Origin of the sequence: Acetobacter orientalis, from assembly GCF_000963965.1 — a bacterium.
Classification (GTDB): Bacteria; Pseudomonadota; Alphaproteobacteria; order Acetobacterales; family Acetobacteraceae; genus Acetobacter; species Acetobacter orientalis.
Genome location: NZ_BAMX01000055.1, coordinates 17,776 through 32,739 on the forward strand (window position 1 = coordinate 17,776; position 14,964 = coordinate 32,739).

The 14,964-nt window shown below is 54.5% G+C and carries 13 protein-coding genes; 5 read left to right on the forward strand and 8 right to left on the reverse strand.

Features of this window, described 5'->3' with window-relative positions; all coding sequences use genetic code 11:
• Positions 1–162: 162 nt before the first annotated feature.
• Genes Abor_RS12585 through gyrA form a run of 3 tightly spaced genes read right to left on the reverse strand, consistent with a single transcriptional unit; the run spans position 163 to position 4,049 of the window.
• Positions 163–657: a peptidylprolyl isomerase gene (locus Abor_RS12585; RefSeq protein WP_048842246.1), complete on the reverse strand. Its 495-nt coding sequence runs from the start codon at positions 655–657 to the stop codon at positions 163–165.
• Positions 658–702: 45 nt separating this feature from the next.
• On the reverse strand, positions 703–1,236 hold the full coding sequence (gene coaD, locus Abor_RS12590) for a pantetheine-phosphate adenylyltransferase (protein WP_048842247.1): 534 nt from the start codon (positions 1,234–1,236) through the stop codon (positions 703–705).
• Positions 1,233–4,049, reverse strand: coding sequence for a DNA gyrase subunit A (gene gyrA, locus Abor_RS12595; RefSeq protein ID WP_048842248.1), 2,817 nt, complete (start codon positions 4,047–4,049; stop codon positions 1,233–1,235). The genes coaD and gyrA overlap by 4 nt, the downstream gene beginning before the upstream one ends.
• 266 nt (positions 4,050–4,315) lie before the next feature.
• Here gyrA and Abor_RS12600 point away from each other — a divergent pair, with 266 nt between their 5' ends.
• Positions 4,316–4,501 carry a YqaE/Pmp3 family membrane protein gene (locus Abor_RS12600; RefSeq protein ID WP_048842249.1) on the forward strand — a complete coding sequence of 62 codons (186 nt, stop codon included), beginning with the start codon at positions 4,316–4,318 and terminating at the stop codon, positions 4,499–4,501.
• Between the two features lie 103 nt (positions 4,502–4,604).
• Here the strand turns inward: Abor_RS12600 and Abor_RS12605 are convergent, their stop codons facing one another.
• From Abor_RS12605 to truB, 4 genes are all read right to left on the reverse strand, one after another.
• Positions 4,605–6,023 (reverse strand): NAD(P)H-dependent flavin oxidoreductase, encoded by a 1,419-nt coding sequence (locus Abor_RS12605; RefSeq protein WP_048842250.1) that lies wholly within the window; start codon positions 6,021–6,023, stop codon positions 4,605–4,607.
• 59 nt (positions 6,024–6,082) lie between these two features.
• On the reverse strand, positions 6,083–8,242 hold the full coding sequence (pnp, locus tag Abor_RS12610; RefSeq protein WP_048842251.1) for a polyribonucleotide nucleotidyltransferase: 2,160 nt from the start codon (positions 8,240–8,242) through the stop codon (positions 6,083–6,085).
• 295 nt (positions 8,243–8,537) lie between these two features.
• Positions 8,538–8,807: a 30S ribosomal protein S15 gene (gene rpsO / locus Abor_RS12615; protein ID WP_048842253.1), complete on the reverse strand. Its 270-nt coding sequence runs from the start codon at positions 8,805–8,807 to the stop codon at positions 8,538–8,540.
• 24 nt (positions 8,808–8,831) lie between these two features.
• The gene (gene truB / locus Abor_RS12620) at positions 8,832–9,749 is read right to left on the reverse strand and encodes a tRNA pseudouridine(55) synthase TruB (RefSeq protein ID WP_048842254.1); all 918 of its coding nucleotides are present in this window, start codon (positions 9,747–9,749) and stop codon (positions 8,832–8,834) included.
• A 257-nt stretch (positions 9,750–10,006) separates the two neighbouring features.
• Here truB and Abor_RS12625 point away from each other — a divergent pair, with 257 nt between their 5' ends.
• Genes Abor_RS12625 through Abor_RS12640 form a run of 4 tightly spaced genes read left to right on the forward strand, consistent with a single transcriptional unit; the run spans position 10,007 to position 13,524 of the window.
• Complete coding sequence (locus tag Abor_RS12625) at positions 10,007–11,176, forward strand: ABC transporter permease (RefSeq protein ID WP_052946443.1); 1,170 nt, start codon at positions 10,007–10,009, stop codon at positions 11,174–11,176.
• Positions 11,177–11,179: 3 nt separating this feature from the next.
• The gene (locus Abor_RS12630; RefSeq protein WP_048842255.1) at positions 11,180–11,974 is read left to right on the forward strand and encodes an ABC transporter ATP-binding protein; all 795 of its coding nucleotides are present in this window, start codon (positions 11,180–11,182) and stop codon (positions 11,972–11,974) included.
• A 6-nt stretch (positions 11,975–11,980) separates the two neighbouring features.
• Entirely contained in the window at positions 11,981–12,937 is a 957-nt protein-coding gene (locus tag Abor_RS12635; RefSeq protein ID WP_048842256.1) for an MlaD family protein, read from the forward strand.
• Positions 12,934–13,524: a PqiC family protein gene (locus tag Abor_RS12640; RefSeq protein WP_048842257.1), complete on the forward strand. Its 591-nt coding sequence runs from the start codon at positions 12,934–12,936 to the stop codon at positions 13,522–13,524. Before Abor_RS12635 ends, Abor_RS12640 begins: the two co-directional genes overlap by 4 nt.
• Before the next feature lie 42 nt (positions 13,525–13,566).
• On the opposite strand, the gene Abor_RS12645 is transcribed toward Abor_RS12640, so the two are convergent.
• A complete protein-coding gene (locus Abor_RS12645) occupies positions 13,567–14,913 on the reverse strand; it encodes a glycosyltransferase family 4 protein (RefSeq protein ID WP_084594533.1) in 1,347 nt (448 codons plus the stop codon).
• Positions 14,914–14,964: the final 51 nt, after the last annotated feature.

The following is a 14,964-nucleotide window of genomic DNA, read 5'->3' on the forward strand; positions in this document are numbered from 1 at the left end:
ATCTAGACGCCGCCCCCGCCCCTGTCAAGCGATCTGGTGCGATTTCATGCATTTAAGCAAAAAAATCTGCATTTAGGCGTATTTAGCGCCCTAAACTGGGCACAAAAAAAACGCAGCACCGTAGTACTGCGTTTTTCCAGAAAGCCTAAAAGCAGAAAAAAATTAGGCGTTTTCTGCTGTGGCGGGGCGCATGCGGGCAATACGGTCTGGCTCACGCACCATGCCTGAACCACCAGCACCACGCTTAATTTTGTCGATATGTTCCATGCCTTCAACCACATCACCCACAATGGTGTACTGGCCATCAAGGTGCGGAGAGGGCTCGAACATAATAAAGAACTGGCTGTTGGCGCTGTTTGGGTCAGACGTACGCGCCATACCCACTGTGCCACGCAGGAACTTGGCTTCACGGGTGAATTCTGCCTTCAGGTCTGGCAGCTCGCTACCGCCTGAGCCGGTGCCTGTTGGGTCACCTGCTTGGGCCATAAAGCCAGAGATAACACGGTGGAATGGCACGTTATCGTAGAACCCTTCAGCAGAAAGGGTACGGATACGTTCAGCCGCCAGCGGTGCAATGTCTGGGCGCAGGCGAATAACCACACGGCCTTCTGGCACGTCCATATAAATCAGGTCGTTTTTATCTGCTTCGGTAGACATAAAGGGTCTCTCCTTAAACTTATCTAGTAGGCAGGTCAGCCTGCCCTACCCTGCAACCTTGGCCTTAAGCCGGGTCAACAGGCGTTCTTGTGTATATGGGGTGACAAAATCAGAAATATCACCACCATAGCTGGCAATTTCTTTTACAAACCGCGACGAGATAAACTGCGTGCGCTCAGACGCCATAAGAAACACGGTTTCTATAGACGGATCGAGCCTGCGGTTTACGCCAGACATCTGAATTTCGTAGTCAAAATCTGTGAGTACGCGCAAACCACGGAAAATAAGGCTTGCCCCCTGCTGCCGCACCGCCTCAACCAGCAAAGAATGGAACGAGACCACAGCAAGCTCACACCCAGTACGCTGCGCAATGGGGGGGAGAGCCTGCTGCACACACTCCACCCGCTCTGCCAAGGGCATAAGCGGGTTTTTGCCGGGGTTTTTGGCAACACCAATAACCAAGCGGTCTACCAACCGGGCTGCACGTTCTATCACGTCCAAATGCCCGGTGGTAACGGGGTCAAACGTACCCGCGTAAAACCCTATGCGCCGCAACTGGACGCATGGGCTGGTGGTCATGCGTCTTGCCCGGTTGTATCTGGCGTTTCGGGTGGGGGCGCGGCAGAGGCGGTTTCTGTGCCGCTGCTGTCTTCCTCACCCTCATCATCCATCACAGGGAAAACGCTGGTCACGCTTTCATTGTCGTTCAGGCGGAACAAGGTAACACCACTAGCCTGACGCGCCATGACACGTACCTGATTAACCGGCACACGGATAAGGCGCCCAGCGTCTGTCACCAGCATAACGTCTGTACCATCAAGCACGGGCAGGGTTGCGGCAACCTCTGTACCACGCTTATTGGCAGAGAAGGTCATGTTGGTAATACCCTGACCGCCACGCCCGCTCACGCGGTAGTCATAGGCAGAAGACCTACGGCCATACCCGCCATTGCTGACCACCAGCAAAATTTCTTCTGCGGTTTCAAGCTCAGCAAAACGCTCTGGCGTCAGAAGGGCAGATGTGTCTGTCCCTTCTTCTTCCTCAGCATCTACAACCGGTGTTTCTGCATCATCTTCGATGTTTTCGGCGGCATTTTCTGCCCGGCGTTTGGCGTTGGCCATACGCAGGTAGGCAGACCGCTCTTCAACTGTGGCGTCAACATGGTTCAGCACGGCTAGGCTGATGACCTTATCACCATCTGCTAAGCGAATACCGCGCACGCCAGAAGACCCGCGGCCAGCAAAAACGCGCAACGTGTCATCTGTAATCTGGAAACGAATGCAGCGCGCATTACGGGTTGCCAAGAACACGTCCTGCCCTTCGCGGCAGGTGGCAACACCAATAAGGCTATCGCCTTCATCGAGCTTCATGGCGATAAGGCCGGAAGAGCGAATATTGCGGAAGTCGCTCAGGCGGTTACGCCGCACCCCGCCACTGGCTGTGGCAAAGACAAGGTGCAGGGCTTCCCACAACTCTTCATCATGCGGCAGGGGCAGCACGGCGGTAATGGTGTCTGTGCCTAGGTCTGGCAACAGGTTAACCAGTGCCCGGCCTTTGGCGGTGGGGCTGGCTTCTGGCAAGCGCCACACTTTTTCTCGGTAGGCTTTACCACCAGACGAGAAGAACATGACCCACTGGTGTGTGTGGGCGTTAAACGAACGCACCACAATATCATCACCACGTGTGCCAGCACCGGTGCGGCCACGGCCACCCCGGTTTTGCGCCCGGAAGACATCAAGCGGGGTGCGCTTAATAAAGCCTTCGCGGGTGATGGTCACCACCATCTGGCCGGGCTCAATCAGGCTTTCGTCGTCTTGGTCGCCTGCGTAGTCGGCAATTTCGGTGGCACGGGGGGTGGCAATTTCTGCACGGGCACGGGTCAGCTCATCACGCAGCACTTCCATGCGGCGCACGTGGCTGCCAATAATTTCGAGCAGTTCGTTAATACGGACAGCAACTTCAGACAATTCGTTCTGAATTTTGTCGCGCTCAAGGCCGGTGAGGCGTTGCAGGCGCAGCTCCAGAATGCCACGGGCCTGTGCCTCGGTTAGGCGTACCTTACCCTCAATAATCTGGTTGCCGTCATCATGAATGAGCGCCAGCAGAGGGGCAACATCGCTTGCATCCCAACTTGCTGCCATGAGCGATTCACGCGCAGTTGCCGCATCTGGTGCAGCACGAATAAGCGCAATAACCGCATCAATATTGGCAACGGCAATAACCAGACCAACCAGAATGTGCCCACGGTCACGCGCTTTGTTCAGCTCAAAACGTGAGCGGCGCAAAATGACTTCCTCACGGAAGGCAATAAAGGCTGCCAGCACATCTTTAAGCCCCATAAGGCGGGGTTTGCCGCCATCTAGGGCCAGCATGTTCACGCCAAACGAGGTTTGCAACTGGGTGTAACGGTACAGGTGGTTAAGCACCACTTCTGGCGTAGCATCGCGTTTAATTTCAATGACCACCCGCATACCAGAGCGGTCAGATTCATCACGGATGTCTGAAATGCCTTCAATCTGCTTATTACGCACCAGTTCGGCAATGCGCTCTTGCAGGGTGGCTTTGTTCACCTGATACGGAATTTCCGTAATAATGATCGCTTTACGATCTTTACGGATTTCCTCAACCTCGGCACGGGCACGGATAATAATAGCCCCCCGCCCGGTTGCAAACGCGTTGCGAATACCAGAACGGCCCAGAATAATACCACCTGTCGGGAAGTCTGGCCCCGGCACGTATTCTAGCAGGTCGTCTAGCTCCATATCCGGCTTTTCAATGAGAGCCAGTGTGGCATCAATCACTTCAACAGGGTTATGGGGCGGAATATTGGTGGCCATACCCACAGCAATGCCGGTGGCACCGTTAATGAGCAGGTTAGGGAAAGCGGCTGGCAGAACGGTGGGTTCGTGCTCGCTTTCATCGTAGTTGGGCTGAAAATCGACAGTGTCGCGGTCGATATCTTCCAGCAGGAAGGTAGAGGCTTTCGCCAGACGCGCTTCGGTATAACGCATGGCCGCTGGGCTATCGCCATCGACCGAGCCAAAGTTACCTTGCCCGTCAATAAGTTTAACACGCATAGACCATGACTGCGCCATACGCACCATGGCATCGTAGATAGAGGAGTCACCGTGTGGGTGATATTTACCCATCACTTCACCCACCGCACGGGCAGACTTACGGTAGGCTTTATCGTGAGTGAACCCACTTTCGTGCATGGCGTACAAAATACGCCGGTGCACGGGCTTTAGGCCGTCTCGCACATCGGGCAGGGCACGGCTGACAATCACCGACATCGCATAGGCGAGGTAGGAGGAGCGCATCTCCTCCTCAATGGTGACAGGCAGCAGGTCAGAAGGCTCCGGCGATCCCGGCTGGTCAGAAATCTCGGTCAAGGTCCATCCGTCTTGTCATGCCGCGCGCCCGTAACGAAAAAAGGCACGCCTGAGAAAATACTGGGCTCTTTACCCCACACCACACAAAACCCTGCGCAGGCAGGCATAAGAACACCGGCATTTTGTCTAGCACACAAAGCCCAAAGCACCTAGGGCAAGCCCCACTTTAGCATGCGCAAAAGCGGCTAACGGGCTTGTTTTGCCTCTATTGTGCCCTCATCATAGGGTTAAAAGGCCCCAACACTCTTTGTATAAAGGTTTACCTTATGCGCCTGATCCTGGCCCTGCTGCTACCTTGGCTGCAATTCTTTACCATTGGCCGCCCGTTTTCCGGGCTTGTGTGCCTGCTGTTGCAAATTACCATTATTGGCTGGATTCCTGCCGCAATCTGGTCTGTTTACGCGCTAAGCCAGTATAAAACAGACCAAAAACTTAAGCAGTTTGGCCACTAAAACCCTGCCCCCCGAGCTTGCGCTTGTCGGCATAAAAAAAGGCAGCCCACCGTAAAGGGGCTGCCTTTTTGCTGTGCCATGCACCAAGCCTGCACCGCAGGGCTTAACGCCCACTCATGATCCGGTCGATCAATTGCTGCACGGTGGGTACAAAGCCGTTGGCGTAGAAGGGGTCTGTTGCAAAGCGCCACGCATTGGTGCCGCCAAACATCAGGTTATGGTCAATAACCTCAGCAGCCTCCGGCCCGCTGGCGTGTGCCACAGTTTGCAGTGTTTTTTGAATGCAGAAAGACCGCGGGTCTGCACGGTGGCCGTTAGAATAAGACGGCCCGCGCTGGCTCCAGTTAGAGAACTTGCACTCAGACAAGCAGCCCATGCAGGCAACTTGGTCTGCCACAATTTCGCGCGCGCTGTCTGGCGTTACAAACACAAGGGTTGAGTCTTGTGTACGTAATGCTTCTGTAAAGCCTGCGTTTTCCCATGCTTGAATACGAGCAAGGTCTTGGGCGGCCACAAACACTTCGCGCTTACGCGCCCCCACACCATAAGCCGTATCGTGCGTGCCTAGTGGCTCTGCCGAGAACGCAACCTGCCGCTCTGAACGCCCGCGTAAATCTTGCAGGAAGCTGTTGTTCACCGCAGAGGAATAGAACCCGGTCGGAGAGAAGCGGTTAAGGTAAACATCACCCTTTTTGAGGGTCAGCAAACGCTGCTTCCATGCTTCAGGAATGGGGCTTTCCTGCGTGAGCAGGGGCCGTGTCCCGAACTGAAACACAATGGGGCCAAGCTCTGGGTTATCCAGCCAGTCTTCCCATTCTTCCAGCCACCAAACGCCACCCGCCATAATAATGGGTGTGTTATCCAGCCCAAAACCACGCATGAGTTTACGCAAAGCGGCAACACGGGGGTATGGGTCTTCTGGCTTTAGGGGGTCTTCTGTGTTGGAAAGCCCGTTATGCCCACCCGCACGCCACGGGTCTTCATACACCACACCACCAAGCAGTTCTGCCGTTTTGTGGAAAGACCGCTTCCACAGCGCATTAAAAGCCCGTGCGGATGAAACGATGGGGTAGTAATAAATACCGTACTGCGCGGCAATATCGGCCAGACGGTAGGGCATACCGGCCCCACAAGTCAGACCTTGAATAAGGCCCGGAGCCCCTTCAAGCACGCCGGTAATAACCCGCTCTGCCCCGCCCATTTCCCACAGGATATTGGCGTGAATGCGGCCCTTACCCCCTGCGATGTCGTGCGCGATACGGGCCTGAGCAATACCACCACGAATGGCGTATTCTACCAGTTCTTCATGCCGTTCCCGACGGGTACGACCGTGATAAATCTGAGGCACGGGGTTTCCGGCCTCATCATAACTGTCCGCATTGACGATGGAGACCGTACCGGCCCCGCCTGCCGCAGCCCACGCTCCGGCTGACGTACCAGTGGACACGGAAACGCCCTTACCGCCTTCTACCAGCGGCAGGACATCCACGCCCCCCATACGAACTGCATTGATCGGCTTCATTGCTATCCTATCGTTCTGCCTAATCAAGCTCTGCTGTGAAAAGCACCCCGAGGGGATGCTTATTCAGCATCCCGACGAGGAGCGCGAGCAGGCTTTGCTCCGACCGTTTCGGTTAAGTCTGCACCCGTTTCTTGGTCAACAACGCGCATAGACAGCTTCACTTTACCGCGGTCATCAAAACCAATGACCTTAACTTTAACGGCGTCGCCCTGCTTCACCACATCCGTGGTTTTGCCAACGCGACCCTGTGCAAGTTCGGAGATATGAACCAGACCGTCACGCGCACCAAGGAAGTTTACAAATGCGCCGAAGTCTGCGGTTTTAACCACTTTACCGTCGTAGATGCGGCCAATTTCTGGTTCAGCCACAATACCGTTGATGCGCTCAATGGCTTTTTGTGCCTGATCGTCAGACATAGCGGCGATGGTGATGGTGCCATCATCTCCGATATCGACCTTCGCACCAGAATATTCAACGATCTCACGGATAACTTTACCGCCTGAGCCAATCACATCACGGATTTTTTCGCGGGGCACAGTCAAGGTGGTGATTTTTGGTGCTGTAGAAGAAACGCCGGTGCGGCCTTCTGTCAGCGCCTTGCTCATTTCACCCAGAATGTGCATGCGGCCACCACGGGCCTGATCCAGCGCAATCTTCATGATTTCTGGCGTGATGGACGTAATTTTGATGTCCATCTGAAGGGCGGTCACACCCTGCTCGGTACCAGCTACCTTAAAGTCCATGTCGCCAAGGTGGTCTTCATCACCCAGAATGTCTGACAGAACGGCAAAGTCTTTGCCTTCTTTAATCAGACCCATGGCAATACCAGCCACTGGGCGTTTTAGGGGCACACCGGCATCCATCAGGGCCAGAGAGCTACCGCAGACGGTGGCCATGGAAGAAGAGCCATTGCTTTCCGTAATTTCAGACACCACACGCAGGGTGTACGGAAATTCTTTGCGGGTTGGCAGCAGCGGGTGCAGAGCGCGCCATGCCAGCTTGCCATGCCCAATTTCACGACGGCCCGGTGACCCAATACGACCGCACTCACCCACAGAGAAGGGAGGGAAGTTGTAGTGCAGCAGGAAGTTGGTGCGGTATTCACCTTCTAGCGCGTCAATAACCTGCTCGTCTTGCGCGGTGCCAAGCGTGGTCACAACCAGTGCCTGCGTTTCACCACGGGTAAACAGAGAAGAACCATGCGCGCGGGGCAGAATACCCACTTCAGACACGATGGGGCGCACGGTTACAAGATCACGCCCATCAATACGCAGGCCGGTCTTGAGCACAGAGGTACGCACAACGTCTGCTTCAAGGTCTTTGAGCATTGGCTTGGCAGCGTCTGTATCCAGCTCTTCTGCGGCCAGTTTCTCAATAATGGTTGCTTTTGCAGCCGCAATTTTTTCGTAGCGGGCCTGTTTCACCTTTTCCTTGTAAGCATCAGCAATCAGCTTGCGGCCAACTTTGTCTACGCGGGTGCGCAGTTTCTGAGCTTCTTTGGATTCTTCCGGCAGGTCCCACGGTGCTTTTGCAGCGTGTTCAGCCAAAGAAATAATGGCTTCAATAACAGGCTGGAACGCGTTGTGGCCAAAGGTCACCGCTTCAAGCATGACTTCTTCAGACAGCTCGGAAGCTTCTGATTCAACCATCAGAACGCCTTCTTCTGTACCGGCCACAACCAGATCCAGATTAGCGTTTTTCATTTGCTCTGTGGTGGGGTTGAGCACAAAAGCGCCATCGATATAGGCAACGCGTGCAGCACCCACTGGGCCAAAGAACGGAATACCAGACAGCGTAAGAGCAGCAGAGCAGCCGATAAGAGCCGGAATGGAGGGGTCATTTTCCATATCGTGCGTCAGCACGGTGGCAATAACCTGCACTTCGTTGCGGAACCCTTCTGGGAACAGCGGACGAATTGGGCGGTCGATCAGGCGGGAAACAAGGGTTTCGTGCTCAGACGGACGGCCTTCACGCTTGAAGAAACCACCGGGAATTTTACCGGCTGCGTAGGCTTTTTCCTGATAGTTGACGGTAAGGGGGAAGAAGTCCTGACCGGCTTTAACATTTTTTGCGCCAACAGCGGTACACAGCACCACGGTTTCACCGTAGGTGACAACCACTGCGCCATCGGCCTGGCGGGCAATTTTACCTGTTTCGAGTACCAGCGGGCGGCCGCCCCACTCGATTTCTTTGCGATAATATTTGAAGTCAATGCTCATACTGTTCCACTTTCCTTATCAAATTATAAGGCCACATGCGGTGCGGGAATAAGGATAGTGGGAGCGGACAGCGCCTCGGACGGCATGGAGTCTGGCGGAGCTTACCCCAGGCACCATGTGGTCGGAAACGCCGTGGCCCGCCGGAATCCTGTCATTCCTGCTTTGCAAACCTATGGCCGTATTTACAAGCACACCCCATGCGTATGGGGCTTGTCAGGAGTTCTGGCACATTGGCCAGCTCTGTGCAAAGGGGTGCGTGGGGGCAAGGTTACCCCTGCCCCCACGCAAACCGCTTTTAGCGACGCAGACCCAGACGGGCGATAAGCGCGTCATAACGGGCGTTGCTTTTGCCGCGCAGGTAGTCCAGCAGGCTACGACGACGGCCAACGAGGATCAGCAGACCACGACGGGAGTGGAAGTCCTTGGCGTGGGTTTTCAGATGCTCGGTGAGGTTAACAATCCGCTCGGTGAGGATAGCAACCTGAACTTCGGGTGACCCTGTATCGGTAGGGGAAGTCTGGTATTCGCTAATCAGAGCCGTGCGGCGTTCTGTAGTAATCGACATCGTGTGTCTCCATAAACAATAAGGTCAGAGAATCCGTACAGGACGCAGCAGCCCGTCTTGCAGGCGGCAAATGCCCAATACGCGCCCGCCTTCTGTGGCGCACAGGGGGCTGTCTTCCTCATCGACCTTGGGCAAGCGCCCCATAAGGTCAACAAGGCTTATGGCCCGTCCATGCATCAAAGAGGCTGCTTCGTCTTCGGTCAGGGCCACCGCCGGGATGTCGGCCAGCGCGGTCTCGACCGGACGTAACAGTTCCGGCAAGGCAGAGGCCTTGTCGTCGTTTGGGGCCAATTTGTCCAGTGTTATTGCATCGGCCACGGTAAAAGGCCCCACGCGCAGGCGGCGCAGTACGGTAATATGGCCCACAGTGCCACACGCCAGCGCCACATCCCGCGCAAGGGCGCGCATATACACCCCTTTACCAGACTCGACCACAAACACCGCTGTGTCGCGGTCTATGCGCTCAATCAGCTCAAAACGGTCTACACGGGCGGGCCTTGGGGGTAGCTCTGGGGGGCGGCCTTCACGCGCCATATCATAAGAGCGCTGCCCCCCTACTTTAAGGGCAGAGAACACAGGCGGCACTTGCATAATATTGCCCGTTAAGGCTGGCAGGGCGGCACGCAGTTGGTCGTCTGTGGGGCGTACATCAGAATAGCCGGTTACAGTGCCATCGGCATCGTCGCTGTCGCGGGCTTCACCCATTTTTAGGGTGAAATGGTATATTTTTGTGCCGTCCATAACATAGGGCACGGTTTTGGTGGCTTTACCAAAAGCCAACGGCAAAAGGCCTGTTGCCAAGGGGTCTAGTGTGCCGCCATGCCCTACTTTTTGCGCATCAAGCAACCATCGGGCTTTGCCAACAACTTGGGTTGAGGTCATGCCAGAGGGCTTATCTATAATCAGCCAGCCATCAATGGGTCTGCCGCGTTTGCGTCGCATAAAAGAACTCCCGTGGGGTGCAGGCTCTCTTGCGCCTTACGGCCCAGAACCCAAAAACGTGAACACAGTGCAGACCGCAAGCCGCCCAACACCAACAAAACTGCCCTGCATCTAGCGAACCCCTAAGCCCGCTGCAATGCCAGTTTTCTGCGCCTTACCCCCACCCAAAGCGCTGCGCGTGTTATTTTACCCTCTGCACAGACATGCCTGAACAGACTGGTCAGGCAGAGTATGCTGCCGTAGTGTTGCCCCACGTCATGACCCAGAACCAGCCCCCCCCACCAGACGGCCCCGCCTCTGGCACCCCAGCGCACGCCGCATGGTCTTTGGAAACACAGACCGGCACACCCGTGCTCCGCCTAAGCGGTAGTTGGGACGTGGCGCATGGCGGCATGGCCCCTTTTCCCGCCGATGGGTTACAAGACGCCCCCCGTGGCCAGACGTTACAAATAGACACCAGCCAGATTACCAACTGGGACTCGGCCTTTGTTGCGTTTTTGTGGGACGTAAAACAGGCCGCTGGCCATGCCGGGCTAGAGTTTGACCCCACCAGCCTGCCAGATGGCGCGCAACGCCTTCTGGCCTTGCTCCCCCGCGAACCAGCCCAACCCCCGGCCCCCAAAACCAATACAGATGCCCTGCTCACACGCGTAGGCGATGCCACCCTACAAGCGCTGAACGAGACCGGCACCGTTGCCTGCATGGCCGCAGAAACCACGCAAGGGGCCGCCAAAACCCTGACCGGCAAAAGCGGCATGCGCTGGAAAGACCTTGCCACAGACCTCTGGAATGCTGGCCCTTCTGCCCTACTTATTGTTGGTGTGGTTAATTTTCTGGTGGGGGCCATTTTAGCGTTTGTGGGACTTATAGAACTGCGCCGCTTTGCCGCTGAAATTTATGTAGCCAACCTTGTGGGTATTGCCTGCGCACGAGAAATTTCAGCCATTATGACCGCCATTATTATGGCCGGGCGCACAGGGGGCGCTTATGCCGCCCGCATTTCAACCATGCTCGGCAATGAAGAAATTGATGCGCTAGAGGTCTTTGGTATTCCCGTCTCCAGCTACATTATTCTGCCTTCTATCCTGTCCCTCTCACTCATGATGCCGTTGCTCTATATTTACGGCACGCTCATTGCCATTTTGGGTGGCTTTGTGGTGGCCATGAGCATGATGAGTGCCTCTGCCGTGGGGTATTTAACCACCACGTTTGATGGCGTGGCCTTGCATGAATTTGTGTTTGGTTTTGTAAAATCTTTCTTTTTTGCCAGCTTTATTGCCCTAGCCGCCTGCCGCGTGGGGCTAAAAGCGGGCCGCAGTGCCGCAGATGTAGGCATTGCCGCAACCCGTGCTGTGGTGATTGGCATTGTAGGCATTATTGCCATGGACGCCATTTTTGCCGTTATTGCCAACGCGCTGGATATTTAACCCATGACGCACCCAGACACCGCCCCCCAAACCTTAATAGAAGTACGCGACCTGTCTTTGGCTTTTGGCCGCAAGGTTATTCAGCAAAACGTGTCGTTTGACCTTAAGCGCGGGTCTATTTTTGCTGTCATGGGTGGCTCTGGCTGCGGCAAAAGCACTCTGCTTAAAAGCATGATTGGCCTGCTACGCCCCTCCTCTGGCCAGATTTTGGTGGAGCAAGAAGACTACTGGGCACAAAACAACCGCCGCCGTACAGAGCTAAACCACCGCTTTGGCGTGCTGTTTCAAAGTGCCGCACTTTGGAGCTCCATGACCGTGGGGGAAAACGTAGCCCTGCCCATGGAAATGTTTACCAAACTCCAACCAGAGGTTATCCGCCGTCTTGTTGAGCTTAAACTGGGCTTTGTAGGCATGGAGCAGGCCATAGACCTTATGCCCTCTGAAATTTCTGGGGGTATGCGCAAACGTGCGGGGCTTGCCCGCGCCATTGCCCTAGACCCAGATATTTTATTTTTTGATGAACCCTCTGCCGGGCTAGACCCCATTACCTCTGCCCGCTTAGACGACCTGATTTTGAGCTTAAGAGATGGCTTGGGGGCAACAATTGTTATTGTAAGCCACGAATTACCAAGCCTGTTTAAAATTGCAGATGACGGCATTTTTCTTGATGCCAAAACCCACACGCCCATTGCCCGAGGTGCCCCGCGCGACCTACGCGACCACTGCACCATTCCCGAAGTAATGGCTTTCATGAACCGTGAGGCAACTATACCCTCTGCCTCTGAAGCAAAAGGCTGATGCGCAATGGCTGAAAGCACAAACCGGAAAACCCTTATTGGCGCGTTTGTGGTGGGCGGCGGCATACTGGCCATGGCCATTATTATGCTGTTTGGCCACATTAAAATTTTCGCCCCCTCGCGCGAGGCTGTGGTGGTGTTCCAAAACTCTATTAGCGGGTTAAGCATTGGCGCACCGGTTACCTTTAGGGGGGTAAAAGTCGGTACGGTTAAAAGCATAACACTCCGCTTCGACCCCCAAGACCACAAAGCCTATATTCCGGTTACGCTCACACTAGAGCCGCACCAGATCCATGTTGTGCATGACATGCCCGGTGGTACGTCTGTCCGTATTCAAGACCTTATTGCTATTGGCTTGCGAGCAGAGCTGAACCTGCAAAGTTTTGTAACTGGCCAGTCCAACATTGATCTTGATTTTGATAAATCTGCCCCAGCCATTTTGCACCCCCGCATTACAGACGAGACGGAAATTCCTGTCCGGCTTTCCCCCGTTGAAAAACTCAAAGACACGCTGGGCCGTATTCCGGTGAAAGACATTGCCCAACATGCAGATGACACGCTGCGCTCGGTGCAAGAACTCAGTGGCACACTTAACAAAGACCTGCCGCCTTTAATTGCCAGCGTTAAAGCCACGTCAGACACATCGCAGCAGACCATAGCGGCCGCGACAACCGCCATTAAAGACCTGCAAAGCAAGCTGGAAATAACGCTGGGCAAAATGGATACCCTTTTGCAAACCAGTAACACCCAAATGGCCGAGCGCGGCAAAGACCTGCACGCCACGCTGGTTTCTGCCACCCAAACGCTTGATTCCCTTCAGGCTATTTTCTCACCACGCTCCATAGACCGCGCCAATATGGATGCAGCCCTGCGTGATATTGCCGCCGCTGCGGCGTCTTTACGTGGGTTTGCCGGAGATGTTGAGCGTAACCCGCAACTTCTGCTGATGGGACGCCGCCCATGATGTTCTCTGCCCGCCATTTGGCTGCCGCTCTGCTTGGGGCGTGCACACTCCTTTCTGGCTGTGCCTCTCCCCCTTTGCGGCTTTACACACTGGGCATGCCCTCAGACCAAATTGTGCAGCCGCCGCACCTTTCTGCGCGGGCGCAGACCGTACAAATTGCCCGCATTATGCTGCCCGATTACCTCGATACGCAGGATATGGTGATCCGTAATGGAGAAGAAATTCTGCGTAGCCCCAAATCACGGTGGGCAACACGGCTTTCTGTGGGCATTACAGACCTGATTACCAACGAAATTGCCACATTCCACCCAACGCTGCTGATTACCGACCAACCTTTGGCAGATGCCGCCACCCTACGCATACAAGTTAATGTTTCACGCTTTGATGTGGATACAGACGGGCAAGCCGTGCTGGACGCCTACTGGGCCATTATGCCCCAAGACCCCCAGCAACCTTTAATCCGTGAGCGAGCACACTTAACCGCAAACGGTTCTGTTGCCTCAGATGCTGATATGGCGGCCCTTATGCGCAAACTGGTTATTATGCTGGCTGATAAGGTTAATGCCTCTCTGCCGCCCCACCAGTAAACCTTGGCCGGTATAAGCCGCATACTCTGCGCAGCTTGTGCCTTAGCCACCACGCTTTTTACGGCCCACACCTTTAACAAGGGGTGGGTTCTTTTTAGGTGTGGCTATTTTCTTACGTTTTGCAGGCACTGCTGTGCCCTGCCCATGCGCACGCCGCTCTGCCGTGTGGTGGGCAATCACTTGCGCAATCAAAGCGTCATAGTCAGCCAAATAGGTTTTTAGGCATAACGTACGCTCTGCCTGTACGCGCGCTGCACGCCGTAAAGCCTGCCCCAAGACCTTGTCTTGCAAGAGGCGCAAAATACCATGGGCTATACGCTCGGGGTCATGAAAGGGCACCAAAAGCCCGGTTTCCCCATCAGTTAAAAACTCCCGCACAGGGGCTGTATCACTCCCAACAAGCGCACACCCTATCGCCATTGCTTCGCGCAAAGACCAAGACGCAACAAAGGGATATGTTAAATAAACATGCGCATCAGAGCGCTGCAGCAGGGTCAGAAAGTCTTCATACTCCACCTTACCAACAAAATGCACGCGCGAGAGGTCTAAGCGCTCTCCTAGTTCACGCACTAAAATATCGCGCCAACACCCTGAAAGAAGTTTAGCGCCGTAACTCACGCCATCGCTCCCCACCAGTACAACCTGTGCGTCTGGTTCTTGTGCAAGCACATAGGGTAAGGCACGCATAAAAACATGAAAGCCCCGGTAAGGCTCTAAATCGCGCGAGACATAAGTTATTAATTTCTGTTTTGGTTTTATAGAAATACCACAAACAGAGGTAACCTTTTTAAAAAGAGCAGGTTTTGGCTTACACCGCTCAAGGTCAACACCTTCACGCAGCACAGTCATTTTCTCCTGCGCCCATGCTGGGTAAGCCCCTTTTTGAAAAAGTGTGGGGGTTTGGCCATAGCCGGGGTTGGTTAATGCTAAAAGATTAATGCAGTTTTTAGCTCTCACTAACGGCAAAGTTTGGGGGTTCGTTGGAAATTCAGAGTCAAAATTAAGGTCATACCCAGCATCGGTATGATAATAAAATTCAAAATACCCCAAAATAGGCACGTCTGGATAAACATCTTGTATATTAAGCAGCTCCCCCCACCCATGGTGCCCAATAATAATATCTGGTGTAAAACCAAGCTTTTTTAACGTTTCCGCAGAGCGTGCAACAGCATCGGCCCGCATAAGGCCCACATCAAACTCTCTTACACCCGGGTGCGCCTGCTCCGCCGCAGTGCGTGGCAGGCCGTAACGCACACGCCGCACACCGGCAATAACATTGGCATTATCTTCGCTAATAAAAACAATTTCGTGCCCACCTTGCCTGACCAAATGCCTGACAATGTGAAGATATTGACCCGGAAAGCTTTGGTGTACAAAAAGATATTTCAAGAAGAATGCCTTTAAAATAAAAAGAGAAACCCGGCAAATAAACCGGGTTTT

What these genes read in the sequence shown, in the direction of transcription:
- Abor_RS12585 (WP_048842246.1), bottom strand. Translation starts at nt 657, where the DNA reads ATGTCTACCGAAGCAGATAAAAACGACCTGATTTATATGGACGTGCCA.
- coaD (WP_048842247.1), bottom strand. Translation starts at nt 1,236, where the DNA reads ATGACCACCAGCCCATGCGTCCAGTTGCGGCGCATAGGGTTTTACGCG.
- Abor_RS12600 (WP_048842249.1), top strand. Translation starts at nt 4,316, where the DNA reads ATGCGCCTGATCCTGGCCCTGCTGCTACCTTGGCTGCAATTCTTTACC.
- Abor_RS12605 (WP_048842250.1), bottom strand. Translation starts at nt 6,023, where the DNA reads ATGAAGCCGATCAATGCAGTTCGTATGGGGGGCGTGGATGTCCTGCCG.
- pnp (WP_048842251.1), bottom strand. Translation starts at nt 8,242, where the DNA reads ATGAGCATTGACTTCAAATATTATCGCAAAGAAATCGAGTGGGGCGGC.
- rpsO (WP_048842253.1), bottom strand. Translation starts at nt 8,807, where the DNA reads ATGTCGATTACTACAGAACGCCGCACGGCTCTGATTAGCGAATACCAG.
- truB (WP_048842254.1), bottom strand. Translation starts at nt 9,749, where the DNA reads ATGCGACGCAAACGCGGCAGACCCATTGATGGCTGGCTGATTATAGAT.
- Abor_RS12625 (WP_052946443.1), top strand. Translation starts at nt 10,007, where the DNA reads ATGACCCAGAACCAGCCCCCCCCACCAGACGGCCCCGCCTCTGGCACC.
- Abor_RS12630 (WP_048842255.1), top strand. Translation starts at nt 11,180, where the DNA reads ATGACGCACCCAGACACCGCCCCCCAAACCTTAATAGAAGTACGCGAC.
- Abor_RS12635 (WP_048842256.1), top strand. Translation starts at nt 11,981, where the DNA reads ATGGCTGAAAGCACAAACCGGAAAACCCTTATTGGCGCGTTTGTGGTG.
- Abor_RS12640 (WP_048842257.1), top strand. Translation starts at nt 12,934, where the DNA reads ATGATGTTCTCTGCCCGCCATTTGGCTGCCGCTCTGCTTGGGGCGTGC.